The 26,417-nt window shown below is 36.0% G+C and carries 19 protein-coding genes; 15 read left to right on the forward strand and 4 right to left on the reverse strand.

Annotation, left to right across the window (positions count from 1 at the left end; all coding sequences use genetic code 11):
* Positions 1-4 precede the first annotated feature (4 nt).
* The 7 genes from IGJ50_RS07555 (at position 5) to IGJ50_RS07585 (ending at position 8,133) form a co-directional block, all read left to right on the forward strand.
* A complete protein-coding gene (locus IGJ50_RS07555) occupies positions 5-2,371 on the forward strand; it encodes an endonuclease MutS2 (protein ID WP_429949718.1) in 2,367 nt (788 codons plus the stop codon).
* An 89-nt stretch (positions 2,372-2,460) separates the two neighbouring features.
* Positions 2,461-2,775, forward strand: a complete 315-nt coding sequence (gene trxA / locus IGJ50_RS07560; RefSeq protein ID WP_069640743.1) for a thioredoxin — start codon at positions 2,461-2,463, stop codon at positions 2,773-2,775.
* A 100-nt stretch (positions 2,776-2,875) separates the two neighbouring features.
* A complete protein-coding gene (uvrC, locus tag IGJ50_RS07565; RefSeq protein WP_069640742.1) occupies positions 2,876-4,666 on the forward strand; it encodes an excinuclease ABC subunit UvrC in 1,791 nt (596 codons plus the stop codon).
* Between the two features lie 198 nt (positions 4,667-4,864).
* Positions 4,865-5,188 carry a PadR family transcriptional regulator gene (locus tag IGJ50_RS07570; protein WP_069640741.1) on the forward strand — a complete coding sequence of 108 codons (324 nt, stop codon included), beginning with the start codon at positions 4,865-4,867 and terminating at the stop codon, positions 5,186-5,188.
* Positions 5,175-5,864, forward strand: coding sequence for a DUF2812 domain-containing protein (locus IGJ50_RS07575; RefSeq protein ID WP_083244397.1), 690 nt, complete (start codon positions 5,175-5,177; stop codon positions 5,862-5,864). The genes IGJ50_RS07570 and IGJ50_RS07575 overlap by 14 nt, the downstream gene beginning before the upstream one ends.
* 117 nt (positions 5,865-5,981) lie before the next feature.
* The gene (locus IGJ50_RS07580; RefSeq protein ID WP_429949721.1) at positions 5,982-6,881 is read left to right on the forward strand and encodes an ABC transporter ATP-binding protein; all 900 of its coding nucleotides are present in this window, start codon (positions 5,982-5,984) and stop codon (positions 6,879-6,881) included.
* On the forward strand, positions 6,874-8,133 hold the full coding sequence (locus IGJ50_RS07585) for an ABC transporter permease (protein WP_069640738.1): 1,260 nt from the start codon (positions 6,874-6,876) through the stop codon (positions 8,131-8,133). The genes IGJ50_RS07580 and IGJ50_RS07585 overlap by 8 nt, the downstream gene beginning before the upstream one ends.
* Positions 8,134-8,244: 111 nt before the next feature.
* On the opposite strand, the gene IGJ50_RS07590 is transcribed toward IGJ50_RS07585, so the two are convergent.
* Positions 8,245-9,228, reverse strand: a complete 984-nt coding sequence (locus IGJ50_RS07590) for a LacI family DNA-binding transcriptional regulator (RefSeq protein WP_429949723.1) — start codon at positions 9,226-9,228, stop codon at positions 8,245-8,247.
* Positions 9,229-9,402: 174 nt separating this feature from the next.
* Here IGJ50_RS07590 and IGJ50_RS07595 point away from each other — a divergent pair, with 174 nt between their 5' ends.
* The gene (locus tag IGJ50_RS07595) at positions 9,403-10,797 is read left to right on the forward strand and encodes a 6-phospho-beta-glucosidase (RefSeq protein WP_429949725.1); all 1,395 of its coding nucleotides are present in this window, start codon (positions 9,403-9,405) and stop codon (positions 10,795-10,797) included.
* A 70-nt stretch (positions 10,798-10,867) separates the two neighbouring features.
* Here IGJ50_RS07595 and IGJ50_RS07600 read toward each other — a convergent pair whose 3' ends face one another.
* Both IGJ50_RS07600 and IGJ50_RS07605 read right to left on the reverse strand, forming a co-directional pair.
* Positions 10,868-11,296, reverse strand: coding sequence for a hypothetical protein (locus IGJ50_RS07600; RefSeq protein ID WP_429949726.1), 429 nt, complete (start codon positions 11,294-11,296; stop codon positions 10,868-10,870).
* Between the two features lie 194 nt (positions 11,297-11,490).
* The gene (locus tag IGJ50_RS07605) at positions 11,491-12,774 is read right to left on the reverse strand and encodes an NAD(P)/FAD-dependent oxidoreductase (protein ID WP_429949728.1); all 1,284 of its coding nucleotides are present in this window, start codon (positions 12,772-12,774) and stop codon (positions 11,491-11,493) included.
* A 138-nt stretch (positions 12,775-12,912) separates the two neighbouring features.
* On the opposite strand from IGJ50_RS07605, the gene gdhA reads away from it, so the two are divergent.
* Both gdhA and IGJ50_RS07615 read left to right on the forward strand, forming a co-directional pair.
* Positions 12,913-14,259 carry an NADP-specific glutamate dehydrogenase gene (gdhA, locus tag IGJ50_RS07610; protein ID WP_069640733.1) on the forward strand — a complete coding sequence of 449 codons (1,347 nt, stop codon included), beginning with the start codon at positions 12,913-12,915 and terminating at the stop codon, positions 14,257-14,259.
* Positions 14,260-14,486: 227 nt separating this feature from the next.
* Positions 14,487-15,836: a glucose-6-phosphate isomerase gene (locus IGJ50_RS07615; RefSeq protein WP_429949730.1), complete on the forward strand. Its 1,350-nt coding sequence runs from the start codon at positions 14,487-14,489 to the stop codon at positions 15,834-15,836.
* A 105-nt stretch (positions 15,837-15,941) separates the two neighbouring features.
* On the opposite strand, the gene IGJ50_RS07620 is transcribed toward IGJ50_RS07615, so the two are convergent.
* The gene (locus IGJ50_RS07620; protein ID WP_429949732.1) at positions 15,942-16,292 is read right to left on the reverse strand and encodes a hypothetical protein; all 351 of its coding nucleotides are present in this window, start codon (positions 16,290-16,292) and stop codon (positions 15,942-15,944) included.
* 292 nt (positions 16,293-16,584) lie between these two features.
* On the opposite strand from IGJ50_RS07620, the gene lepB reads away from it, so the two are divergent.
* The 5 genes from lepB to pheS all read left to right on the forward strand — a co-directional run bounded on the left by lepB (position 16,585) and on the right by pheS (position 26,415).
* Positions 16,585-17,130: a signal peptidase I gene (gene lepB, locus IGJ50_RS07625; RefSeq protein WP_069640730.1), complete on the forward strand. Its 546-nt coding sequence runs from the start codon at positions 16,585-16,587 to the stop codon at positions 17,128-17,130.
* Between the two features lie 126 nt (positions 17,131-17,256).
* On the forward strand, positions 17,257-20,835 hold the full coding sequence (locus tag IGJ50_RS07630; protein WP_429949734.1) for a PD-(D/E)XK nuclease family protein: 3,579 nt from the start codon (positions 17,257-17,259) through the stop codon (positions 20,833-20,835).
* Positions 20,828-24,625: a helicase-exonuclease AddAB subunit AddA gene (addA, locus tag IGJ50_RS07635; RefSeq protein ID WP_429949736.1), complete on the forward strand. Its 3,798-nt coding sequence runs from the start codon at positions 20,828-20,830 to the stop codon at positions 24,623-24,625. Before IGJ50_RS07630 ends, addA begins: the two co-directional genes overlap by 8 nt.
* A 65-nt stretch (positions 24,626-24,690) precedes the next feature.
* Entirely contained in the window at positions 24,691-25,035 is a 345-nt protein-coding gene (locus tag IGJ50_RS07640) for a winged helix-turn-helix transcriptional regulator (protein ID WP_069640727.1), read from the forward strand.
* Positions 25,036-25,368: 333 nt separating this feature from the next.
* Positions 25,369-26,415 carry a phenylalanine--tRNA ligase subunit alpha gene (pheS, locus tag IGJ50_RS07645; RefSeq protein ID WP_207120301.1) on the forward strand — a complete coding sequence of 349 codons (1,047 nt, stop codon included), beginning with the start codon at positions 25,369-25,371 and terminating at the stop codon, positions 26,413-26,415.
* The last annotated feature ends 2 nt before the right edge of the window (positions 26,416-26,417 follow it).

Raw genomic sequence — 26,417 nt, forward strand, 5'->3', positions numbered from 1 at the left:
AAAAATGAATACACGTATTTTAACAACATTAGGCTTTGACAAGGTCAAACAGTTGCTCTCTCAATATATTGTTACAGCTCAAGGCTTAGAAGAAATTGAGCAGTTAGTGCCAATAAATGATGCTACTCGTATTCAAGCATGGCTGGAGGAAACAGAAGACGGCTTGACACTCCAACGTTTACGTGGTGGAATCCCTATTCCTAAGTTGGAGAATATTCGTCCTCACATGAAACGAATTGAAATTGGCGCTGATTTGAATGGTGTTGAGCTTGCTCAGATTGGTCGTGTACTATCAACGACTTCTGAGGTTATTGGTTTCTTTAACGATTTAGAGGATAGCGAAATTGAATTACTGAGACTCTATGCTTGGATTGAACAATTGATTGTGCTACCAGAGCTTAGTCGCAGATTGAAAGAGTCGATCGATGAAGATGGCCGTGTAACGGATGAAGCTTCTCCAGAATTAAAAATAATTCGTAATAATATTCGTAGAAGTGAACAGACAATCCGTGAGCAATTGGATGGGATAGTTAGAGGGAAAAATGCTAAATATCTAAGTGACGCGATCGTGACTATGCGAAACGAACGCTACGTTATACCTGTTAAACAAGAATATAAAAGTGTTTTTGGCGGCGTAATCCATGATCAAAGTGCTTCTGGTCAAACGCTTTTCGTTGAGCCAAAACAAATTGTGGATTTAAACAATCGTTTACGTCAACATCAAATTGCTGAACGAAATGAAATCGAGCGTATTTTATCTGAGTTATCAGCTGAATTAGTACCTCATCGCAATGATATTCTGCACAATGCAAATGTTATAGGAAAATTAGATTTTATAAATGCCAAAGCCCGTTTTGGTAAGGAATTGAAAGCCGTTGTTCCGAAAATCAGTGAAGAGAATCAGATCTATTTCAAACAAGCGAGACATCCCCTTTTAGATCAAGACAAAGCTGTTCCAAATGATATCACTATTGGAAAGGATTATCAGGCTGTCGTCATTACAGGACCTAATACAGGTGGTAAGACAATTACGCTTAAAACACTAGGTCTGCTTCAGTTGATGGGACAATCGGGTTTACCAATACCAGCGGGGGAAGAAAGTCAAATGGGCATATTTTCTGAAGTTTTTGCTGATATTGGCGATGAGCAATCTATTGAGCAAAGTTTAAGTACCTTTTCTTCTCACATGACGAATATTGTTGATGTATTGAAAAAAGTTGATAGCCACAGTTTAGTGTTGTTTGATGAATTAGGTGCAGGAACTGATCCTCAAGAAGGAGCGGCATTAGCAATTTCAATTTTAGACGCGTTAGGTAGTAAAAGTGCCTACGTGATGGCAACTACGCATTATCCTGAATTAAAAGTATATGGGTATAATCGTGCAGGTACAATCAATGCTAGTATGGAATTTGATGTGGATACATTAAGTCCAACGTATCGCTTATTGATTGGTGTTCCAGGGAGAAGTAACGCCTTTGAAATTTCTAAACGCTTAGGCTTGGATACATCAATTATTTATGAAGCAAAACATATTATGGATGGTGAGAGTCAAGATCTCAATGAAATGATTGCTGATTTGGAAAATCGCCGTAAGATGGCGGAAACGGAATATTTAGAAGTGCGTCATTATGTTGACGAAGCTGAGCGACTATATAGAGAACTAAAAGAAGCTTACGGATACTTTTTTGATGAACGTGAAAAAGAAATGGCCAAAGCACGTCAAAAAGCGAATGAACTTGTTTCCCAAGCAGAAGAAAAAGCCAGTGACATCATCTCTGATATTCGTAAAATGCAGTTGGCAGGTGGAAATCAAGGTGGTGTGAAAGAACATCAACTGATCGATGCCAAGTCAAAATTGTCACAGCTTCATCAAGAAGAAAACCATTTAGAAAAAAATAAAGTGTTGAAAAAAGCCAAAGAACAAAAGAAATTAAAATCAGGTGATGAAGTGATCGTCAATACTTTTGGTCAACGTGGAACCTTGATTCGTAAGTCTAGTGACCATGAATGGCAAGTACAATTAGGTATTTTAAAAATGTCTGTTGCTGAAAGTGATATGACACCTGTTGCTCCAGAAAAGGAGCCACTGCAACGAGTGACGGCTATTCGTTCTAGTGAAAGTAGCCATGTAGCGAATCAATTAGATTTACGTGGAAAGCGTTATGAAGAAGCGTTAGCAGAAGTAGACCAGTACTTAGATGCTGCAATTTTAGCCGGTTATCCTCAAGTAACAATCGTTCATGGTAAGGGAACTGGAGCTTTACGAACTGGTATCACTGATTATTTGAAGAATCATCGTAGTGTGAGTAGTTATGAGTTTGCTCCAGGAAACCAAGGAGGCAACGGAGCTACGATCGTTAAATTTAAATAGGTTGCTTACCTTTAGTAAGCAGAAAACTAGTCGAATAAGCTATCAAGTGATATAATTAATTCAGATATAAGAAGTAGGAGGTCTATAAGATGACACAAGTAATTACAGATAAAGATTTTTCAACTGAAACAGATAGTGGTCTTGTTTTGATCGATTTTTGGGCAACATGGTGTGGTCCTTGTCGCATGCAATCGCCAATTTTGGAACAATTAAGTGAAGAATATGATGAGAGTGAAGTGAAAATTGCTAAAATGGATGTAGATGAAAATCCGGAAACACCAGCTTCATTTGGCATCATGAGTATTCCAACACTTCTTTTGAAAAAAGACGGAGAAGTTGTAGAAAAAGCGGTAGGCGTTCACTCAAAAGAACAATTACGTGCCTTAATTGAAAAACATATGTAGTAAATTCTTAGGATGAAGTCCTTCTTCATCCTATTTTTTATGCCTAAGGATAGAGAAGATGGTATAATGGAATCTATTAAAGAACATGAAAGGAAGTATTATGAACGAAAGAATCAAAAATAAATTAGCATTGCTTCCTGACCAACCAGGTTGTTATTTAATGAAGGACAAAAATGGAACGATCATTTATGTTGGAAAAGCTAAAGTTCTAAAAAATCGTGTACGTTCCTATTTTACAGGTAGCCATGATACAAAAACGGAAAGGTTAGTTAGTGAAATAGAGGATTTTGAATATATTGTGACTGAATCAAATATTGAGGCGTTACTTTTAGAAATCAATTTGATTCATAAAAACGATCCGAAATATAATATCATGTTGAAAGATGATAAGAGCTATCCTTTTATTAAAATTACAAATGAAGATTATCCACGGTTATTGATTACTCGAAAAGTATCAAAAGATAGAGCCTTATATTTTGGACCATACCCAGATGTAGGAGCAGCAAATGAAACCAAACGCTTGTTAGATCGACTTTTTCCTTTAAGAAAATGCCGTGTTTTGCCGAAAGAGGTCTGTCTATATTATCACATGGGGCAATGTTTGGCGCCTTGCGTATTTGATATTCCAAAATCAACTTATACTGAAATGGTAGCGGAAATCAAACGTTTTCTAAATGGTGGACATCCAGTGATACAAGAAGAAATTCAAAGAAAAATGGATGAAGCGGCTGAAAAGATGGAATTTGAAAAAGCTGCAGAATACCGTGATCAAATCAAAGCGATTGAAACGGTAATGACTCGTCAAAAAATGACAAATGCAGACTTGGTTGACCGAGATGTTTTCGGTTATGCAGTCGATAAAGGCTGGATGTGTGTACAAGTATTTTTTATTCGTCAAGGAAAGCTAATCGAAAGAGATGTTTCTATCTTCCCTTTTTACAATGAAGAAGAAGAAGATTTTTTAACATTTATCGGACAATTCTATCAAGAAAATGAACACTTTATTCCTAGAGAAGTGTTGATTCCAGATAATATCGATAAAGTGAGTGTGGAAGCCATGCTTTCGACAAAAGTGTTACAGCCTCAACGAGGAGAAAAAAAGAAACTAGTAAAGTTGGCTGGAAAAAATGCTACAGTTGCTTTGCAGGAAAAATTTGATTTAATCGTGCGCAAACAAGAGCGAACGATCGGCGCTGTTGAAAAACTAGGGAATGCTATGAATATTCCTGCCCCTGTTAGAATCGAAGCATTTGATAACTCGAATATTATGGGAACAGATCCGGTTTCAGCAATGGTTGTTTTCATCGATGGGCGTCCAGATAAAAAAGAATATCGAAAATATAAAATCAAGACTGTTAAAGGACCTGATGACTATGCTTCGATGCGTGAGGTAATCTATCGCCGTTATTCACGTGTGCTTAAAGAGAATTTACCCTTTCCAGATTTGATTGTCATCGATGGTGGGAAAGGCCAAGTTGATGCAGCTAAAGAAGTGTTAGACAACCAGTTAGGCTTAGATATTCCTATCGCTGGTTTAGCAAAAAATGATAAGCATAAGACGAGTGAATTGCTTTTCGGTTCTGATTTGAACATTGTTCCTTTGGAAAGGAACTCGCAAGAATTCTTTTTACTCCAACGTATTCAAGATGAAGTTCACCGGTTTGCGATTACATTCCATCGACAATTGCGAAGTAAAAATAGTTTTTCTTCCCGATTAGATGACATTGAAGGCTTAGGTCCAAAGCGTAAGAAGGAGCTTTTGAGACAATTTAAGTCGCTGAAAAATATTTCAGCAGCTTCAATTGACGAATTGAAAGCATCAGGGTTACCCAAAAATGTCGCGAAAAATGTCTATGATCACTTACATCAAGAAGAAACGGATATTAATTAAAATAACTAGATAAATAGGAATAAAAAGCTAAAAAATCATGATTAATTTTAGCTTTTTTCTTTTTATTTAATTTTAATCATATATTATTTGTCAAGTAAAAAGACTCGGTTTGCAAAAAAAAATTTGACATGGTCCAGAACTCACGATACTATATCATTAGATGATATATCACCAGCTGATATAAAGGGGTAAGTTATCATGGAAGATTCACTGACAGATTCCACTTATTTGATTCTGCTAGCACTATTAAAACCTCAACATGGTTATGCTATCATGAAAGAAGTCAACGCTTTAACAAAGGGACAGGTAAATATTGGTCCGGCAAGTATGTATACTATTTTAAAAAAATTACAAAAAAACGAGTTTATTACATTAAAGGAGAGTAGTGAACGAAAGAAGACGTATTTGATTACAGACAAAGGGCTTCATATCTTAAAGATAGATATCGAGCGCCGCAAACTTCTTTATCAAGCTGGAAACTGTCTGTTAGCTGAAAAAGGAGAAATGAATGAACATGTTTAAGGGGAAGAAATATATTTTTTCTAGGGGAATTGCCTTCTATCCTGAAAAGGAAATGCAGCTTTTGAAAAAACAAGCAAGTAAGGGATGGCACTTCAAGAAAATGAGTCATATCGGGTTTCTTGTGTTTGAAAAGGGAACGCCAGAAGACAAAGCATTCTCAGTTGATTTTTTTGATGGATTACCAGAAGAATTGTCTGAATATTTAGTGATTTATCAAGAAGCTGGTTGGGAAAACATTGCAAATTATAAAAAAAAGTATTTCTATTTTAAAGCTGATTGTGATACACCAACCATTTATTCGGATTCTGAAAGTTATTGGCTTCGTATGAAAAAAGAATGGATTTGGTTATCAATTCGTTCACTTTTTTATTTCCCACTAGGGATAGGTTTGCTTATTTTACTATTTTTAACGAAAACATTACAGGAGCATTTTTTATCTAGCTTAGGTATTCGGACTTTACTTGCTTTTATAGGGATGTTATGTATTGCATTACCGATCGGAGTGGCAATCAATGTTGCTTTTTCAATAATTATTTATAGTGATCGTACAAAATATTACAATCAACCAGAACGATTTGCCAAACGACAAAAAATAGTTAGAGATTCTCTGTTTCTGGCAATGATCGGTTTTATAATAGGTGTGTTGATCAGTATCTTGCTGAAGAATTCTTTTTAGAAATACTGAGGCATGGTAAGATTCGATAAAGATCAAAATAAACATTGATCTATAAAAGAGGTAAATTACTTTTTATATAAAAAAGTCGATTTAAATTGAATAACAGGAGGAGAAAAAATGTTAGAAGTAAAGAATTTGGTTAAAACATTTGGGAATTATACAGCCGTAGATAATATGTCGTTTGAAATTCCAGATGGCAAAATACTTGGGTTGATTGGCCAAAATGGCGCAGGTAAAACAACAACTTTTCGTTTGATTTTGGATTTTTTAACACAAGATAGCGGCGTTGTACTTTGGAATGGTCATCAGTTAAGCGGGAAGGATTATAATGACATCGGCTATTTACCTGAAGAACGCGGCTTATATCCGAAAGTTTCGATTCAAGAACAACTGCTCTATTTTGCTCAACTAAGGGGAAAGAGCAAAAAGGAGATCGAGCCTAAAATTGATGAATGGATGGAAAAGTTCAAAGTCAAAGGGAAAAAAACGGATAAAGTCAAATCACTTTCTAAAGGGAATCAGCAGAAAGTCCAATTGATTGCAACACTAATCCATGAACCAAAATTAGTCATATTAGATGAACCATTCAGTGGATTAGACCCTGTTAATGCAGAGCTTTTAAAAGATGGAATCATAGCATTGAAAGAAAAAGGTTCATGTGTTATTTTTTCTAGTCATAATATGGACAATGTTGAAAAGATTTGTGATCACCTTGTAATGTTGAGAAGTGGTAAAATGGTTCTTAACGGCAAAGTCCATGAAATTCGGGAAAGCTTTGGACGTACGAAAGTTTTCTTGGAGTCACCATTACCACCAGAAGATATTTTAGGAATCAACGGTGTAGAATCAGCAGTAAAACGTAGTGACGGTGTTGTTGAAATTACTTTAAATGACCCTAAAGCGGGTGGAGAAATTTTTGCACGTGCAACACAATTTGGTTATATTCCAATGTTTAATCAACAGCCACCAACCTTAGAAGAAATATTCAAGATGAAAGCAGGTGAGCCAAATGAGTAAATTTTGGATTATAGCAAGTGATGTTTATAAAAAGAATGTTAAATCAGTTTCTTTTGTCGTTATGATTTTGGTACCATTTATTGTGATGGGCATTATTTATATTGCAGGTTCGGTAGCCGGTGGTTTTTCTGAAGATACAAAAGTTGGTCTTGTTTCAGATAATCAAGAATTATCTAAACAGTTAGCGAAATCAAAAACTGATGATTATACATTCAAAGTTGTTACGTCTCAAAAAGAGGCTGAAAAACAATTGAAGAACAAAGAGCTGGATGCTTTTCTGGTATTAGACACTGAAACAGAACAGATTCAAGGGAAATTATATGCAGAATCTTCTTTAGGCACAACAACTGAATTGATGATGGGACAAATGCTCAATGGACTTCAGTCTTCATTGAATGCAAGTAAGCTAAATTTGACTCCCGAACAATTGACAAGCCTAAGCCAGCCTGCTAATTTTGAAAAAACGAAAGTTAGCTTTGATGAAGATGGAAAAATGACGACAGGACAAGATAATACAGCTATTCAGTCGGCAATGTCTTTTGTGATAACGATTATTCTTTGGGTGATCATCATTACCTACGCTTCGATTATTGCCCAAGAGATCGCATCTGAAAAAGGAACGCGTATTATGGAAGTCATCTTATCAAGTACCAAAGCCCAAACTCATTTTTATGGCAAATTGACAGGGGTTATTTTAGTGGCTCTTACTCAAATTGTAATTTATGCTGCGGCAATTGGTCTTGGTTACACGCAATTAAAGAATTTAGATATGGTCAAAGGGTTATTAGATGGACTTTCATCCGCTAATATATTAGGAAGCTTCTTGTACTTCACTTTAGCATTTTTCGTGCTAGGAATCTTAGTTTATTCAGTTTTAGCAGCTTTATGTGGGTCATTGGTATCCAAGCCCGAAGATACAGCCAAAGCTGTTCAGCCAATCATTTATATCGCAATGATCGGGTATTTTATCGGGATTTCATTAGGAACGACAGATCCGCAAAATATTGTGATTAAAGTATCGTCTTATATCCCATTGATTTCTTCTTTCATTATGCCAATTCGTTTAGCAAGTGAAACAGTCACGACAGCAGGAGCTATGATTTCTGTAGTGATTTTAGTTGTTTTCGGACTGTTACTAACAATGTTTTCAGCGAAGCTGTATAAATCTAACGTACTGGTTTATAGTGAAGGCGGCGTACTTAAATCATTGAAACAATCTATTTCGATTTTAAGAAATGAACGTAAAAAATAAATATAGTTGAATAAAAAGCTTAACTTAGAAAAGTAGAGATTTTTTAGGATCATTTAGCTAAACTAAAATGCTCTGAAACATAACACACAAAGTTATGTTTCAGAGCATTTTTTACAGTTTACGTAAAGGAACGGTTTGCCGCTCAATTAACTTAACATTCATTTCTTGTTCGGGAATTTTCTCCTGATTCAATTGATTATGAATATAAATAAACGAATTTTCAGCTTGTCGTTTTATCGAATAATCTACTGTTGTGATATGCATCAGACGACTGATTTCACTATTATCAAAGCCAATTACAGCGACATCTTCTGGAACTGAGTAGCCTAAGTTTTGAAGCTCGGAAATAAAACCTGCGGCGACTGAATCCGTATAAAAGGCCATAGCATCTGTTTTTTCAGTCATGTTATGCCAGCGTTGAGCAATGCTTAGGCCATTGTCCAATCTTGATTTATCATAAAAAATCCATTCATCGTTGAAAGAAAGATTTTTCGTTTGATGGAAATCATCAATTGCTTTTATGCGTGCTTTTGTATTTAGATTTTCGTAATTGCCTAAGACGTGACCAATTGAGCGATATCCTCTTTGAAAAAGATAATCTAAAGAGCGTAGATAGCCAGAATAATGATCAACGTAAGAAGAGTAGATTCTTTCCGAATCGATGCGGTGCCAGGTAGCAATCGGCCCATAAATGCTGTATGGTTCGATTATTTCCCACTTGTTTGCTCTGGTTAATATAAAAAGGCCATCGAGTTGTTTGTATTTCATTTGATTCAACGCTTCGATTTCTTTCTTCTTATCACCACCAGTAAAGTATAAGGTTACATAATAGTTATATTTTTTAGCAATGGAAATAAAACTTTCGAGAAAAATGCCTAAAGGATCGATAAAACCATGTGCGAGAAAGCCGATGGTTTTGGTTTCACCGCTTTGTAGATTTCGAGCAATCAAATTAGGAGAATATGCTAGCGCTTCCATTGCGTCTAGTACTTTTTCTCGACTTTCTTGGCTAACATATCCATTACCAGAAATCACTCTAGAAACTGTTGATTTAGAAACTTGCGCTTGTTTAGCGACATCAATAATTGTAGTCATTTCAACACCTCACTAATTAAAATGGACAGAGTAGAGTGACAATTTCTTTCCTTATAAAGTATAACATAAAAAATCGAAAAAAAGAGCTTGACATGGGAACATTCCCACAAACTATGATAAGAATGTAAACGATGTCAGAACATATTCTGAACAAAATAATCAGGAGGGAAACACATGACTAGAGAAGCACTGAAAATCGCAACAATCGGTGGAGGTTCAAGTTATACACCAGAATTGATCGAAGGATATATTAAAAGAAAAGATGAACTGCCAATCAAAGAAATTTGGTTAGTCGATATTGAAGCAGGAAAAGAAAAGTTAGAAACAGTAGGAGCTATGGCTAAACGAATGGTCAAAGCAGCTGGTTTAGATTGGGAAGTCCATTTAACCTTAGATCGTCGAGCAGCGTTAAAAGATGCTGACTTTGTATCAACACAATTTCGCGTAGGCTTACTTGACGCTCGTATTAAGGATGAACGTATTCCGCTATCACATGGTGTTTTAGGTCAAGAAACAAATGGAGCTGGTGGTATGTTTAAAGCATTCCGTACAATTCCTGTGATTCTTGGAATTATTGAAGACATGAAAGAATTATGCCCAGATGCTTGGTTAGTTAACTTTACCAATCCAGCTGGAATGGTTACCGAAGCTGCAATTAAGCACGGTGGTTGGAAAAAAACGGCTGGCTTATGTAATGTGCCAATTGGTCACAGAAAACAAGCAGCAGAAAAATTAGGGATTCCTGAAGATGATCTATTCTTCAAGTTTGCGGGAATCAATCATTTTCATTGGCATCGTGTTTGGGACAAACAAGGAAATGAAAGAACGCATGAATTGATCGACTTAATCTATGGTCCACAAGAAGATTCTGAAAGTCATTTGAAAAATATTCATAACGCACCATTTCATTATGAGCAAATCAAAGATTTAGGTATGTTGCCATGTGGCTACCATCGTTATTACTATATTGAAGACGAAATGTTGAAGCATTCAATTGAAGAATTTGAAAAAGGAGAAACAAGAGCTCAAGTAGTAAAAGAAACCGAAGCTCGTTTGTTTGAATTATACAAAGATCCTAATTTAGATTACAAACCAAAAGAATTAGAACAACGTGGCGGCACGCATTACAGCGACGCAGCTTGTGAATTGATTGCATCGATTCATAATGATAAGCGCACGGATATGGTTGTTTCAACAGAAAATAATGGTACGATCACAGACCTTCCTTATGATTGCGTTGTGGAAGTTTCTGGACCTGTAACAGCACATGGACACGAACCTTATAACTGGGGAGCATTTCCTCCAGCTGCCCGTGGCATTATTCAAGTGATGAAAGGAATGGAAGAAACTGTGATTCGCGCAGCGATCGATGGTGATTATGGCGCAGCCTTACATGCATTTACAATCAATCCTTTAGTGCCAGGCGGTTCCATGGCTAAAACCTTGTTAGATGAATTATTGATTGCGCACAAGAACCATTTACCAAACTTTACTGAAGCAATCACTAAAATCGAAAAAGAACAACCGGATACAGTTGCCTATGTAACAGAATTGATGAAGAGCAATTAAAATTAAAAAAACCTGATTTTGTCAAGAATGGCAAAATCAGGTTTTTTGTAGGCAGTACAAATGCGATAATTCAACTAATTTTCGTAGGCGCGACCTCTTTAAAAAATGAGCGGTGAGTCTCCACATTAAATTGATAAGAGCGGTAACGAAAGAGCTGGTTTAGTATAATAAAAGTTATAAATTCAATCAGTAGAAAAATCTTTAAAGAATCAATTGTAAGACTGGCTAATGATATGACTAAAAATAGCATAAGGAATAGAGTAAATAATTGCTGAAGATGATTTGTATTTGTGATAGTAACTTCTTCTGTTTCCGAAGTAACCTTGATTTTTTGTGAGAATCGGAAAATACCTTCTCTGAATTCAAGTGTATCCCCAACAGCGACTTCTAGTTCAGTTGAAATATTATTAAATAGTTTTCCTTGATAAGTGCCATTTTTATATACAGAAAAATGACGGACACAGCCCCATGTAGTTTGTCGTTTCAACTTTATTTTCATGATTATTACCTCCTAAAGCTATTTTCACATATTTTAAGAAAATAAAAATCAAGCAAAAGGCTGATTTAATTCAGTCTTTTTATCCTGCTAAGGTCTTAGTTGGAAATACAAATAACGTTAGATAGTAAAAAAACTCTGAGAGTGCCAACTTAGACTCCAGAGTTTTAATTATTATAGAAGAATAGGAGATATACTTAATCTAACGGTGGTAAGTAGGTATATTCCGCAATAGCCGAAGCGTTTATTCCGGCAACGTGCCCAGTGACAAATGCAGCTGTGACGTTATAGCCACCAGTATACCCATTAATATCAAGTAATTCACCAGCAAAAAATAGCCCTTTGACTAGTTTACTTTCCATTGACTTGGGTTGGATCTCTTTTAAGGAAACACCGCCGCCAGTTACAAAAGACTTTTCGATGGGTAATGTTTTCTCAGCATTTATTTTAAAAGTCTTTAACTGTAGCAACAGTTGATCTAGTTGTTGGGCAGAAACTTGTTTGGCTTGTTGATCAGAAATGCCAGTTTGACTTAAAATGAAATCTAGTAAGCGTTCAGGAACCAAATTTTTTAAAGCATTTTTGATTGATTTGTCGGGTTGCTCTGAAATTTTTCTTTTAAGCTCGTCCTTTAATTCGGCTATTGTTTTTGAAGGAAAAATATCTAAGAGCAGAACAACTGGTTGTTGCTCATTTTTGACTAATTCTTGATTTACAAAACTAGAACATCTTAAAGCAGCTGGTCCAGAAATCCCAAAATGAGTGAACAAGAGATCCATCTGATGTTCTACCACGACTTTTCCTTTGCTATTTAAAACAGAAAGAGAAATATCCTGTAGGGAGAGCCCTTGTAAAGTTTTATTTTGAATAAACAGATCATTTGAAATAATAGGAGATTCTGTTGGATACAAGGGACTGATCGTGTGACCTACTCGTTTCGCTATTTTATAACCATCACCAGTCGAGCCAGTGGATGGATAAGTTCGACCGCCTGTTGTTAAAATGACACAAGGAGCGTAGATTTTTTCGTGCTCTAGAGCGACTCCGATAATTTGATCTTCTTTCCGTAAAACTTTTTCGACTTTGGCTTCTGTATAAATTGTAACGCCAAGTGTTTCCAATTGATGGAATAAGGTTTCCACAATTGTTTTTGAACGATCGGTGACAGGAAACATCCGACCATGATCCTCTTCTTTTAGATGAGTACCATTTGATTCAAAAAAATCCATAATATCATAATTGTTAAATTGCGAAAAGGCGCTATATAAAAATTTTCCATTACCAGGAATATGAGCAATGATTTCTTCAGCAGGTCGATTGTTCGTAACATTACAGCGACCACCGCCAGTTAATAATAGTTTTTTTCCAACGCGCTTATTTTTTTCTACTAACAATGTGTTACTGCCAGCTTTTGCCGCTGCAATGGCTGCCATCATTCCGCTAGTACCAGCTCCAACGACAATCACATCAAATAATTTCATAAATTCTCCTCCAGTTCAATGGTAGTTTAACACAATTTTCAATTTTTTTTCTAAGTTTTTTGCATTTTACTGTAAAAAGTTGTGGAAATTTTCTGAATTTAGGTTAAAATAGGATTATAACAATGAGAGGGTGATTAGATGGAAGCAAAACAGTACGTGGAAGAGATTCAAAAGAAGATTCATGAGAATGATCGAGGGCAAGTAGAATACTTGCAAGCTGTCGACGAATTTTTACCAACGGTTGAAGTATTTTTGAAAGAAAATCCAGCATTCATTGAAGCCAATATTTTAGGAGTCCTAATCGAGCCGGAAAGAATTTTACAATTTAGAGTGCCATGGCAAGATGACGCTGGTAATTGGCAAGTTAATCGTGGGTATCGTGTGCAGTATAACTCTGCAATCGGACCTTATAAAGGCGGTTTGCGTTTTCACCCTAGCGTGAATTTAAGTGTGATGAAATTTTTAGCATTTGAGCAAATTTTCAAAAACAGTTTGACAGGTCTGCCAATCGGCGGCGGCAAGGGCGGTAGCGATTTTGATCCAAAAGGAAAAACAGATGCTGAAGTTATGCGTTTTTGTCAAAGCTTTATGACCGAATTACAGAAACATATTGGGCCAAGTACAGATGTACCAGCGGGTGATATCGGTGTTGGGGCTAGAGAAATCGGTTATTTGTTTGGCATGTACAAACGTTTGAGAAATTATGATGCAGGTGTATTAACTGGTAAACCATTAGGGTATTGGGGTAGTCAAGCTCGTACAGAAGCTACTGGCTATGGCTGTGTGTACTTCGTAAAACATCTATTAAAAGATTCAGACGATTCATTTGATGGCAAGAAAGTTGTGGTATCAGGTAGCGGGAACGTCTCAATCTACGCAATGGAGAAGGCGAAAGAATTAGGCGCAACAGTTCTAACTTGTTCAGATTCAAGTGGATTTGTTTATGATCCAAACGGAATCGATGTTGAATTAGTCAAAGAACTGAAAGAAAAAAATCGTGAACGTATTGCTAAATATGTAGAGACACATTTAGATGCGACTTATTATGAAGGTCAATCTGTCTGGGACTTTGAAGTAGCATATGATATTGCTCTGCCTTGTGCAACTCAAAATGAAATCAATGAAAAACAAGCTGAAATTTTAGTGAAAAATGGTGGAAAAGTCGTAGCAGAAGGGGCGAATATGCCTTGTACGTTGGAGGCCGTTGCAGTACTCGAAAAAGCTGGCGTTCTCTATTGTCCAGGTAAAGCAGCAAATGCAGGCGGCGTTGCGGTTTCTGCTTTAGAAATGAGTCAGAATTCAGAGCGTTTATCTTGGTCATTTGAAAAAGTAGACAGTATGTTGGATGATATCATGAGAAATATTTACGAAACTTGTCGTGATACGGCTACTAAATTTGATGCACCAAATAATTTTGTCTTAGGAGCAAATATTGCAGGATTTGAAAAAGTGGCTCAAGCAATGCTTAGTCAAGGATTAGTTTAATTCTCTTTTTAAAACGGTTTTAGATTTAAAAAGGGACTAGGTCTGACTCAATGAGTTATTGTCCTAGTCCCTTTTTTATTTGACATCTTTCAATTTTGAATGAGAAATACCTTATTTCAAGAGGAATAAAATAAAATTGGTACAGACAGTCATAATTTGCTTGAAAAAAGCATAAAAAGAACGTAAAGTAGATACTGTATTAAGTTTAATTTCAAGGAGGAGAAGGAATGTCACACATTCAATTTGATTATTCCAATTTAACACCGTTTATTGCGGATCATGAATTGGAATACATGCAGACTCAAGTGACTGCAGTAGACAAGGCACTAAGAGAAGGAACTGGAGCTGGAAGCGACTTTACTGGTTGGATCGATCTACCGGAAAATTATGATAAAGACGAATTTGCCCGCATCAAAAAGGCGGCTGAAAAAATCCAATCTGATTCAGAAGTTTTAGTTGTAATTGGTATTGGCGGTTCTTACTTAGGTGCAAGAGCAGCGATTGAATTTTTACATCATTCATTTAATAACCTATTACCATCAGAAGAAAGAAAAGCACCACAAGTTTTCTTCGCTGGAAATAGCATCAGCTCAACTTATTTAGCTGATTTAATCAATGTTATTGGTGAGCGTGACTTCTCGGTAAATGTGATTTCTAAATCAGGTACAACGACTGAACCTGCGATTGCATTTAGAGTATTTAAAGAATTATTAATTAAGAAATATGGTAAAAAAGAAGCGAACAAGCGTATTTATGCTACTACTGATCGTGCCAAAGGTGCTGTTAAAGTTGAAGCAGACGCTGAAGGTTGGGAAACTTTTGTGATCCCTGATGATGTTGGTGGACGCTTTACCGTACTAACACCAGTTGGCTTACTACCAATCGCCGTTAGTGGTGCAGATATTGATGCCCTAATGACGGGTGCCAATGATGCACGTAAAGAATATGCTGCAACGACAGATTTAAGCAAAAATCAAGCATATCAATATGCTGCATTAAGAAATATTTTATATCGTAAAGGGAAAACCACTGAAATGTTGATCAACTACGAACCAGGAATGCACTATTTCTCTGAATGGTGGAAACAATTATTCGGCGAATCAGAAGGAAAAGACCAAAAAGGAATCTTCCCAGCAGCAGCCGATTTTTCAACAGATTTACATTCAATGGGACAATATGTTCAAGATGGTATGCGTAATTTATTTGAAACTGTTGTGAAAGTTGAAAGGCCGCGTCACGTTGTATCAATTCCTGAATTAGCAGAAGATTTAGATGGTTTAGGCTATTTGCAAGGGAAAGAAATCGACTTTGTAAATACCAAAGCATTTGAAGGAACATTGTTAGCACATACAGATGGTGGTGTGCCAAACATGATCGTGAAAATACCTGCGATGGATGCTTATTCATTAGGATATGTGATGTACTTCTTTGAAATTGCTGTGGGAATTTCTGGGTATTTGAATGGTGTGAATCCATTTGACCAAGAAGGTGTAGAAGCATACAAAAAAAACATGTTTGCATTACTTGGTAAACCTGGCTTTGAAGATTTAGCGAAAGAATTGAATGCACGTCTGTAATATTGGATTTAACGAATTGTGCTCAATCTTTGATTAAACAAGAAATAAAGGAGCTCTCAAAATTGAGGGCTCCTTTATTTAGTTAGAAAATCTAATCATTCTCTTTCACTTAAAGTCATCATCTTTAGGGTAAGGAAGAATATCTAATGAATAATCATCATCTATTGTTTCTTCTTGAGTTTGCTCTTGATGGTAAGGATCATTGATTTCTTCTTTTTGCTTAAATTCATCTGGGTCCGGCATGTTTTCAGAATGTAAGTAATCAGTCTGATGTGACATGGCTCTGTTGTTTTGAGCTAAACGTTCTTTAGCTTCTGCTTCTGCCTCAGCTTGATGAGTGTTCTTATGAAGTGATTTATTATTTTTACTACCTGTAAAAGTTAAATAAATAATCAACACAATCATAATGATTGTTGCTATAATTAAACCAATGAACATGCCAAATGTAATAAACATGGGGGTAGATCCTCCTTCATTAATCCTGCTTCTATTCAGTTTATCAAATCTTGGTTGTTCAGTCATCTATTTTTCATAGATATTAGTAATAAAATTAGAATATACCTGAGAATAAAATCAAGTATAGGGAAAAACATAGAAGCTAGTAAAGTGATTGTTACCTAATTTTTTAATTTTGGTAGAAATCAGTTCGGTTATCGAAAAGTTAATTTAAAAGTTTGTTTAAAAAGAAAAGAATCCTGTAGGAATTTACTTCTTTGTGGTAAACTATAGAAAGCAAGTTTTTGGAGGAATGAATTTGAAATCTAAAGAGTTATTACATACAATTTTATTTTTTATTGGATTAGCAGCACTACTATTTTTATTGAGACAATTTGTGTTTACCCCAGTTGTGGTCAAAGGTCACTCGATGGACCCAACATTGGCTGATGGTGAACGAGTGATTGCGTTAAAAAATACGGAAATCAAACGGTTTGATATTGTCACATTTCCAGCACCAGATGAACCTAAAAAGAACTACATCAAACGAGTGATCGGGTTACCAGGTGATACAATTGAGTACAAAAACGATGTTTTATATATCAATGATAAAGAAGTAAAAGAACCTTATTTAGACCAGTTTAAAGATGAAGTGACGGATGGAATGCCTCTGACGTTTGATTTCACATTGAATGAAGTGACAGGTGAAACTAAAGTACCAGAAGGCGAATATTTTGTGATGGGCGATAATCGTCGGAATTCTAAAGATGGCCGAATGATTGGTTTTATCAGTAAAGATAGTATATTAGGTGATGTTAAATTTGTTTTATGGCCGCTAGATCGCTTTGGTACGATCTAAAAAAGTATAATTTAAGAAAGCTCTCTTTTAATTAAGAGGGTTTTTTTGTTAGATGGTGGGCGCCGTATTCAACAATGATTTATGATAAACTAAGCGTATGAGATATTTATAAAGGATGTGACAGAAGTGAGTTTACAATTTATCCGTGGAACAGCTGAAATGGATTTAGAGGAAGAGCTTTTACAAGCGTCTAATAAGTGGTTATTGGCAGATGACAAACATGAAGTTTTTTATTTAGTCCCAAACCACATGAAATTCGAACAAGAAATCAATGCACTTAAGCGATTAAAAAATATCCAAAGTAATCATAGTGATTCGATAGCAACCATGCGCTTTCAGGTGTTCAGTTTTTATCGTTTAGCTTGGTATTATTTGCAACATACACAGTATTATAGCTCTGAGATTCTGACCGAAGCTGGAGCGGCAATGGTTTTTAGAAAGATTTTATCAGAAAACGAGGAAGAGTTGAACGTTTTCCGTGGAGAAGTTAACAAATCTGGTTTTATCCAACAATTGTTTGATTTATATCAAGAAATGAAAGAAGGAAATATTGATTTAGAGGAGCTATTTAGCCAGTTATCAGGATCAAATTCTGATAGTAAAGAGCAAGATTTACAATTGAAAATCAAAGATATCAAATTAATATTTTCGAAATTTGAAGTAATGATGAGTCAATATGGTATCAAGTCTGCAGAGATCATTAATTACTTAACTGAATATTTAGAGTCTAAAGACCTTAGTAATGTTTTATTTGTGATTAATGGCTATCATAATTTTTCAGCAAGAGAATTGAAGTTGATCGAGACGTTGATGCGTCGAGGTGGAGAAGTTAAGATATCTTTAGTAGTAGATAAAAAATATCCGAATGAAGTACCAACGATGATGAATTTGTTTTATGAAACGGGTACGACATACCACAAACTGTATCAATTAGCTAGAAAATCATCGACAGCGATATTACCTGATTATATAGAAAAGAATCATTTTTTAGTTGTCGATAACAGTCTTCAAACGCTTGGAAACTATTGGATAGAAGCGCAAGAAAGTCATCCGAAAAGAAGACAAGCACAAGTAACTGATGAGCATTTACAATTTTGGTGTGCTGAAAATCCCAAAGAAGAAATCAATCACATCGCAAAAGAAATTAGAAGATTAGTAGTTGAAGAAAATTATCGATATAAAGATATTCAGTTGCTGACAAGAGAATTGGATAGCTATGAAACGTTGATTGAACCACTATTTACGCTCCACGAGATTCCGGTTTATTTAGATCGTGATATGGCAATGGAGCAGCATCCACTAGTTGAGTTTATTCAATCTGTATTTTCAATCCACAATTATCACTATCGTTATCGGGATGTTTTGCGTTTTCTAAGAACAGAATTATTTTTCCCGATTGCCGATCAACTCTCTCTAGAAGAATGGCAAACGGAACGAGATGAATGGCGGCGTAAAATTGATGTAACAGAAAATGTCGTCCTAGCCTATGGTTATGAAGGATATCATTGGGAAACAGATAAGGACTGGCATTTCATCCGCTATGATTTTGAGGCAGATCAACAAGACAATACTGAGCTTATCGAAAAAGATGCGAATATTGTTCGTCAGATGATTCAAAATCATATACCTGCTTTTTTCAAGAAACTTGAAAGTGCTGAAACGGGGATTGAAGCAGCTGACTATTTTTATCGTTTCTTAGTAAGTAATGGCGTTGAAAAGCAATTGATGATGTGGCGTACTCAAGCAATCGAACGTGGGCAATTAGAAGCTGCTCGTAACCATGAACAAACTTGGGAAGCTTTGATGACCTTATTAGATGAGTATGTAACGATCTATGGGGCCGAATTATTTGACTTAGATACTTTCGAAGAAATTTTTTCCAGTGGTTTAGAGGGGCTACGGTATAATAAAGTACCAACAGCAATTGATCAGGTTCAAGTCAGAGCAATTGATTTAGCTAGGCCAGGTCAAGCGAAAGTTGTTTTTGTGATAGGTTTAACGGACCAAGTATTTCCACAAAAATTTGATAATAAAACATTACTTTCAGATGAAGAGCGACAATTCGTCAATGGTCATTTAGAGGAAGGTCAATTCTTGCTGAATGATACCCGAAAAAGTATAGCCAAGGAACCGTTCATTGCCTACATCATGTTTGCTTCAGCGACTGAACGTTTATACTTCTCATATCCAAGTGTGAAAGACACCTCTAAAGATGTGAAGGTTTCTAGTTATTTAGTGAATATTCAAAATGACTTAGGAGTGAAAATGCAGTCGAAAAATGCACTTATGATCACAGATGATGAGCAGGCGTCCTTAGAACATGTGGGAACTTACAGAACCTTGATCAGTGATTTAACCAATTTGAAGCGGCAAAAAAAGGAAACGCATGAAGGCATACGACCATTATGGCTACTGTTAGAGCGTGAATTAATGGAACACTCCTATGCATCATTGGCACAACATATTTTTGAAAGCTTAGGCCATCAAAATTTACCAGAAAATTTAACAGATTCTTTAGCAGAGGATTTATATGGCAAACAAATCTATACCTCTGTGTCAAGAATGGAAAGCTTTTATCGCTGTCAATATCAATATTTTGCTCGTTTTGGTCTAGGGCTGAAAGAAAGAGATGTTTTTGGATTATCTCCAGCTGCTACAGGTGATTTTTTCCACGAAGCACTGGATCAATTCTTTAAGTTATTAATCATGCAAAAAAAACAATTATCTGAATTGACAGATCGTGAAGTCAGTGAATTTACGGAACAGATCCTAAATGTTGTTTTTGGTGAAATAAAATTTTCGATTCTAGACTCTTCTAGTCGTATGAATTATATTCGCTATCAATTAGGGCAAACGATCAAAAAAGTTAGCTGGGCTTTGAGACGTCAAAGCGAACGCAGCGGCATGTCTGCTGTTCAAACCGAAGTATTGTTTGGGCAGATCGCTAGTCAAAAAGGAATCAAAGGACTGGAATTACCTTTAAAAAATGGTGGGAATATCAGTGTTAGAGGGAAAATAGATCGTTTGGATCAGCTAGTGACACCAGAATCTGTTTATTTAGGCGTAGTCGATTATAAGTCTAGTCATAAAAAATTTAATATTACAGAAGCTTATTATGGACTAGCCATGCAGATGCTGACGTATTTGGATGTTGCTTTGATGGATGCGGTGAATTTAGTTGGTCAGCCTGCTAAGCCTGCTGGTTCATTTTATCTACATGTTCACAATCCGATTCTTCCCTTCGAGACAAATGATAAAAAAGAACAGCAGCTATTAAAGAAATTTCAGTATGACGGTCTGTTATTGAATGATCCGATTTTACTTGAAAATCTAGACAAAAGTTTACAGGCAAAACAAAGTTCATTGATCTTTCCAATTGAAGAATCGGCAAAAGAAATTATTAAACCAGGACGTCGTCAAGAAGATAAATTTGTGACAGAACCTGAACTAGACGCGTTACTGAACCATAATCGTAGTAAATTTATCGAAGCAGGTAACAAAGTCACGAGTGGAGAAATTGATTTGAATCCAGCGTATCAGGGGAAAGAGCGAATTGCTTGTCGTTTTTGCCCATTTAGAAGTGTTTGTAATTTTGATGTGATGTTAAAAGAGAATAACTATAATCGAATTGAAACATTATCTAAAAAAGAAGTGATGGATCGCTTGGTTGAAAATGAACAGGAAGGAGGAGCAGGTGATGAGTAAAATCATTCCGTTACGTCCAGAGAATGAACAATTTACAGATAATCAATGGCAAGCTGTTTTTGACGGAGATGAAAACATTTTAGTTTCTGCTTCTGCAGGTTCTGGGAAGACAACGGTTCTTGTCCGAAGAGTCATTGAAAAGCTTAAAAGTGGTGTTGATATTGATCGTTTATTGATCGTAACCTATACAGAAGCAGCAGCGAAGGAAATGAAAGAACGAATTCAAGTCGCTTTACAAAAAGCAATCACTAACGAAAGTGACCAAGAGAAAAAACAACATTTTATTCGCCAGTTAACGTTACTACCTACAGCGCATATCAGCACATTACATGCGTTTTGTTTAACAGTGATCCGACGCTTTTATTATTTGATCGAAATGGATCCAGTGTTTCGTTTATTAACGGATGAGACTGAAATGCTACTGCTAAAAGAAGATGTTTGGGATGAGCTTAGGGAGCAATTTTACAGTGAGAATGAAGAAGCTTTTTATCAACTGACCAGTAACTTTTCTAACGATCGCAGTGATGATGGCTTAACTCGGCTGATCTTTTCGCTTTACGAGTTTGCTAGAGCTAATCCAGATCCAGAAGAGTGGCTAACACATTTAGCTGATAGTTATCGTATATCGGGACAATTGGGCAACTCCAGTTTATTTCAAGACTATTTGAAACCGCAAATCATGGAAAGCTTATTGCGATGTGTCGATCGCTATCAAGAAATGATTCGATTAACAGAAGGCGAAGAAAAACTAGAAAAAATTGCTGATCTAGCAAGAAATGAAAAAGAATTCGCTGAAACATTTAGTAGTCTAGTAGTTGATAATGATTTGGAAGCAGCATTTGAACTTTCGAAAACAGTTAAATTTGAACGCTATCCTACTGTCCGCTTAGAAGAACTAAAAGAGATCTCAGCACAAGCGAAAAATTTACGTGAGCAAAACAAAAAAGCGATAAATGATATCTTGACGAATTTATTTACATTGTCACCAGAAGAAATGAAAGAGATCTTAAAACGTTCTCTACCTGTCGTGGAAGAAATGGCTAAAGTAGGTCAGGCTTTTATTGAACGTTACAGCAAGCAGAAACTAAAAAAAGGGCTAGTTGACTTCAATGATTTAGAGCATTTCACTTTAGCTATTTTAGCAAAAAAAGAAGCAGGTGAGTGGCTTGCTACAGAAGCGTCAAATTATTATCGCACTAAATTTGATGAAGTTTTAGTAGATGAATACCAAGACATCAACCGACTGCAAGAGACCATTCTCTATTGGTTAAGAAGACCTTCCGCTGAAGAAGGCAATTTATTTATGGTTGGTGATGTAAAACAATCTATTTATTCATTTCGTTTAGCTGATCCAACATTATTTATTGAAAAATACAATCAGTATGGTCAAAATAAAGAGGGGAAACGAATTGTTTTAGCCGAGAATTTTCGTTCTAGAAAAAATGTTTTAGACTTTACAAATTTAATTTTTGAACAATTAATGGATGAACGAGTAGGACAAATTGCTTATGACCAAGCGGCTCAGTTAGTTCATGGCTTTGATCAATTTTCAGAAGCTGAAAATTATGATACTGAACTGTTGATTTATGAAAAAAAATCAGAGCAACTTGAGCAAACACTTCAATTTGACCAGTCGCATGTCATCATGGAAGATAAAACAGAAGGTGAGTTATATATGACTGCCTTAAAAATCAGAGAATTGATCGATCAAAAGTTTTTGATCTATGATAAATCGACCAAGGAAAATCGACCTCTTACTTATAAAGACATTGTATTATTGACGCCAACAAAGAAAAATAATCTAACGATTTTAGAAATATTTAAACTAGCGGGCATTCCGATTCAAGTCAATGATGCTCAAAATTATTTCCAAGCGACAGAAGTTCAAACGATGGTTGCGTTACTGCAAATCATCGATAATCCGTATCAAGACATTCCCTTAGCCGCAGTATTGAGATCGCCAATTGTTGGGTTAAAGGAAAATGAACTTGTGACTATTCGTTTAGCTGGGAAAAAGAGTTCCTACTATGAGGCATTTTTAACATTTAATCAATCCGAAGTTGCAGATAAAGAGCAGCAAAAACTACAAGATAAAACAATTCAGTTTGCTGCGCTATTGGATAAATGGCGAGAAATCGCTAGAAGAGATCAATTGGCTGTCCTGATTTGGGCTATTTATCAAGAAACCGCGTATTTAGATTATGTGGGCGGGATGCCCGCAGGCAAGCAAAGACAGGCTAATTTATTTGCTTTAGTGGAACGAGCAGCCAGCTATGAACAGACAAGCTTCAGAGGACTATTTCAATTTGTCCGATTTATTGAAAAAATGCAGGAGAAAGATAAAGACTTAGCTGAACCTGTGATTTTAAGTGAGGAAGATGCTGTTCGAGTAATGACGATTCACGCTAGTAAAGGGTTGGAATTTCCAGTGGTATTCGTTTTAGATATGACGAAAGAGTTTAATCTTGGAGATTTGAATGAACGCTATATTTTTGATGATCGTTTAGGTGTGGGCATCCGCTATCTCGATCAGATTGATCGAATGCTCTATGAAACATTGCCATTTTTAGCTATCAAACAAGCAAAGCTGAAAAAATTACTTTCTGAGGAAATGCGTAAATTATATGTTGCGTTGACGCGTGCAGAACAAAAACTTTACCTCGTTGGTTCATACAATAGTCAGGAAGCGGCGTTTAAAGAATGGCTCAAAGTTAGTGATGTTCAAACAAAAGTTTTACCAAGTGAGAATCGTTTGCAGGGAAAAAGTAGTCTAATGAATTGGGTGGGGATGAGTTTAATCCGTCACCAGAAAATGACTGAGTTCCAAACGGAATTTATCACTGAAAAGATTGCTGGAATTACACAACACCCAGCCAATTTTTCAATTACTTTTATAACTGAAAAAATCATTCAGGAACAATTTGCTACGCTTCAATTTGTGGATTCAAGTTTAAGTATAGAAAAGAGTATAAAAAATGATGATCCGAAATTACTGGCAAAAGGAATAGAACGCTTAAATTTTTCCTATCCTTATGAACTGTCAACTCAAACGACAAACTATCAGTCAGTATCAGAAATCAAGCGTGTATTTGAAGATCCTGATAATAAAGAAATTGTGAAAATCGAAGTCGATGAAAGAAATAAAATTCAGCCAACACCGATGATCATCCATCGAATGAGTGATGGTGAATTAGGAAAACCGAGATTTATCGAGACGATTCGCAAACCATCTGCTGTTGAAATTGGGACTGCGACACACTATCTATTACAGCTCTTAGATTTAGAGAAGGTACCAACGAAAAACAGCATTCTTCAATTGATCGAAGAATTGATTCAAACGAATATTATTCAAGAAAATGTAGCAAAGCAAATCAATATCGATCAAGTTCTATCATTTTATCAAACAACTTTAGGAAAGCAATTGCTAGAACAATCAGCACAAGTAGTACGAGAGCAACCTTTTTCAATGTTGTTAAAAGCAGAGGAACTAATCAAAGACTATCCAAAAGAAACACAAGATGATTTATTGATTCATGGTATGATAGACGGGTATATTGAACAAGAGGAAAATTGTATACTTTATGATTACAAAACGGACTTTGTTCAAGATAGTGAAAATACCCAAGAAATCAAAAAAATTATTCAACGTTACCGTGGTCAGCTCAATTTATATCGAAAAGCATTAGCTCAAGCGACGAATAAAGAAGTGACCAAAGTCTTTTTAGTCTTATTATCTGCTGGGATCATCATTGATATGGATCAGGAAAAGATCATTGAAAAAATGAATTAAAACAAAAGCAAATCTACTTACAAATTGTAAGTTGTGTGCTATACTCAATGCATGAGGTGAGGAAAATGGAGCAAGTAAAAACAACCGACTTTTTATTATGTCCTAAATTTGAGAAAGCTTTTGCGATTTTAGGAAAAAAATGGAATGGTTTGATTATTGACGTCTTGTTGGAAAATGGCCCTCAACGATTTGGTGAGTTAAGACAGAAGATTCCTGAACTTAGTGATCGAGTGTTAGTAGAACGCTTGAAAGAACTAGAGGCAGAAGGAATCATCTCGAAAGCAGTGCGCTGTGACGAGAGTAGTCGTCTAGAATATTTCCTCACAAATAAGGGCAAAGACCTACAACAAGCAATGGAACAAATCCAAGAATGGGCAGAAAAATGGGTCACAGCTGAAGAATGCGGTTGACCTCAGACTTGATTTCTTGTAAACTGTAGTCAATTGAATAATAAAAAGCGATGATGGAAAAGAGTAGTTTGGTTGATACGAACAAGGGAAAACCTGTCTTAGACTGTAAACAGGTTACGTATTCGAAAAATGAAGTTCACTTCCGGAGTTTGTTTGTTCTAGAGGTTCAGACCGGTGAAAGCCGTTATAAGAATTGAGTGCATGATTTTTTTTCATGAAGTAGGATGGTAACACGATAGCTCGTTCCTTGATAGAGGAGCGGGCTATCGTTTTTTTAGTTCACCTAGCCGTTGTAAGCAATTCTAATATTAAGCCAAAGAAAGGAATAGAAAAATGACATTAAAAGCTCAGTTAGAAGCTCTAAGAGATGAAACCTTAGTAAACATTGAACATGTTGCGGATCTTAAAGCACTAAACCAAATTAGAGTAGAAATATTAGGTAAAAAAGGGCCAATCACAGAAGTATTAAGAGGAATGAAAGATCTTTCAGCAGAGGAGCGACCAATTGTTGGAAGCTTCGCTAACGAGATTCGTGATTTATTAACTGAAGCGATTGAATCACGTAAAGTAATTTTAGAGTCTGAAGCTTTAAACGCTGCTTTAGAGCATGAAACAATTGATGTAACATTACCAGGAAAACAAATGGTACATGGTACACGACATGTATTATCTCAAGTTATGGAAGAAATCGAAGATATCTTTGTTGGGATGGGCTATCAAGTAATAGAAGGGTATGAAGTAGAATCTGATCATTATAATTTTGAACGGATGAACTTGCCAAAAGATCATCCAGCTCGTGATATGCAAGATACGTTTTACATTTCTGATGAGATTTTGATTCGAACTCATACGTCACCCGTACAAGCTAGAACTATGGAAAAACATGATTTTTCAAAAGGTGCGTTACGTATGATTTCTCCAGGGAAAGTATTCCGCAGAGATACTGATGACGCCACGCATAGTCATCAATTCCACCAAATCGAAGGGCTTGTTATCGATAAAAATATTACAATGGGCGATCTTAAAGGAACCTTAGAAGTTGTGATGCAAAAAATGTTTGGTGAAGACCGTAAGATTCGTCTGCGCCCAAGTTATTTTCCATTTACTGAACCTTCCGTTGAAGTGGATGTTAGTTGCTTCAAATGTGGCGGAGCAGGGTGTAATGTTTGTAAGCAAACAGGTTGGATTGAGATTCTTGGTGCTGGGATGGTTCATCCTGATGTTTTACAAATGTCAGGAATTGATCCAACCGAATATACTGGCTTTGCTTTTGGCTTAGGGCCAGATAGAGTGGCTATGTTACGTTATGGCGTCAATGATATTCGTCATTTCTATCAAAATGATCTACGTTTCTTAAATCAGTTCAAGGTAAAGGAGTAGTC

Origin of the sequence: Enterococcus sp. AZ101 (genome assembly GCF_050499005.1) — a bacterium.
In the GTDB taxonomy this organism is placed as follows: Bacteria; Bacillota; Bacilli; order Lactobacillales; family Enterococcaceae; genus Enterococcus_L; species Enterococcus_L ureilyticus.

Bases quoted from the DNA above. Each gene is read 5' to 3' on its own strand.
- IGJ50_RS07570 (WP_069640741.1), top strand. From the start codon at position 4,865: ATGGAAGATTCACTGACAGATTCCACTTATTTGATTCTGCTAGCACTA.
- uvrC (WP_069640742.1), top strand. From the start codon at position 2,876: ATGAACGAAAGAATCAAAAATAAATTAGCATTGCTTCCTGACCAACCA.
- IGJ50_RS07595 (WP_429949725.1), top strand. From the start codon at position 9,403: ATGACTAGAGAAGCACTGAAAATCGCAACAATCGGTGGAGGTTCAAGT.
- addA (WP_429949736.1), top strand. From the start codon at position 20,828: ATGAGTAAAATCATTCCGTTACGTCCAGAGAATGAACAATTTACAGAT.
- pheS (WP_207120301.1), top strand. From the start codon at position 25,369: ATGACATTAAAAGCTCAGTTAGAAGCTCTAAGAGATGAAACCTTAGTA.
- IGJ50_RS07605 (WP_429949728.1), bottom strand. From the start codon at position 12,774: ATGAAATTATTTGATGTGATTGTCGTTGGAGCTGGTACTAGCGGAATG.
- trxA (WP_069640743.1), top strand. From the start codon at position 2,461: ATGACACAAGTAATTACAGATAAAGATTTTTCAACTGAAACAGATAGT.
- IGJ50_RS07620 (WP_429949732.1), bottom strand. From the start codon at position 16,292: ATGTTTATTACATTTGGCATGTTCATTGGTTTAATTATAGCAACAATC.
- IGJ50_RS07555 (WP_429949718.1), top strand. From the start codon at position 5: ATGAATACACGTATTTTAACAACATTAGGCTTTGACAAGGTCAAACAG.
- IGJ50_RS07615 (WP_429949730.1), top strand. From the start codon at position 14,487: ATGTCACACATTCAATTTGATTATTCCAATTTAACACCGTTTATTGCG.
- IGJ50_RS07600 (WP_429949726.1), bottom strand. From the start codon at position 11,296: ATGAAAATAAAGTTGAAACGACAAACTACATGGGGCTGTGTCCGTCAT.
- IGJ50_RS07580 (WP_429949721.1), top strand. From the start codon at position 5,982: ATGTTAGAAGTAAAGAATTTGGTTAAAACATTTGGGAATTATACAGCC.
- gdhA (WP_069640733.1), top strand. From the start codon at position 12,913: ATGGAAGCAAAACAGTACGTGGAAGAGATTCAAAAGAAGATTCATGAG.
- lepB (WP_069640730.1), top strand. From the start codon at position 16,585: ATGAATTTGAAATCTAAAGAGTTATTACATACAATTTTATTTTTTATT.
- IGJ50_RS07585 (WP_069640738.1), top strand. From the start codon at position 6,874: ATGAGTAAATTTTGGATTATAGCAAGTGATGTTTATAAAAAGAATGTT.
- IGJ50_RS07640 (WP_069640727.1), top strand. From the start codon at position 24,691: ATGGAGCAAGTAAAAACAACCGACTTTTTATTATGTCCTAAATTTGAG.
- IGJ50_RS07590 (WP_429949723.1), bottom strand. From the start codon at position 9,228: ATGACTACAATTATTGATGTCGCTAAACAAGCGCAAGTTTCTAAATCA.
- IGJ50_RS07575 (WP_083244397.1), top strand. From the start codon at position 5,175: ATGAACATGTTTAAGGGGAAGAAATATATTTTTTCTAGGGGAATTGCC.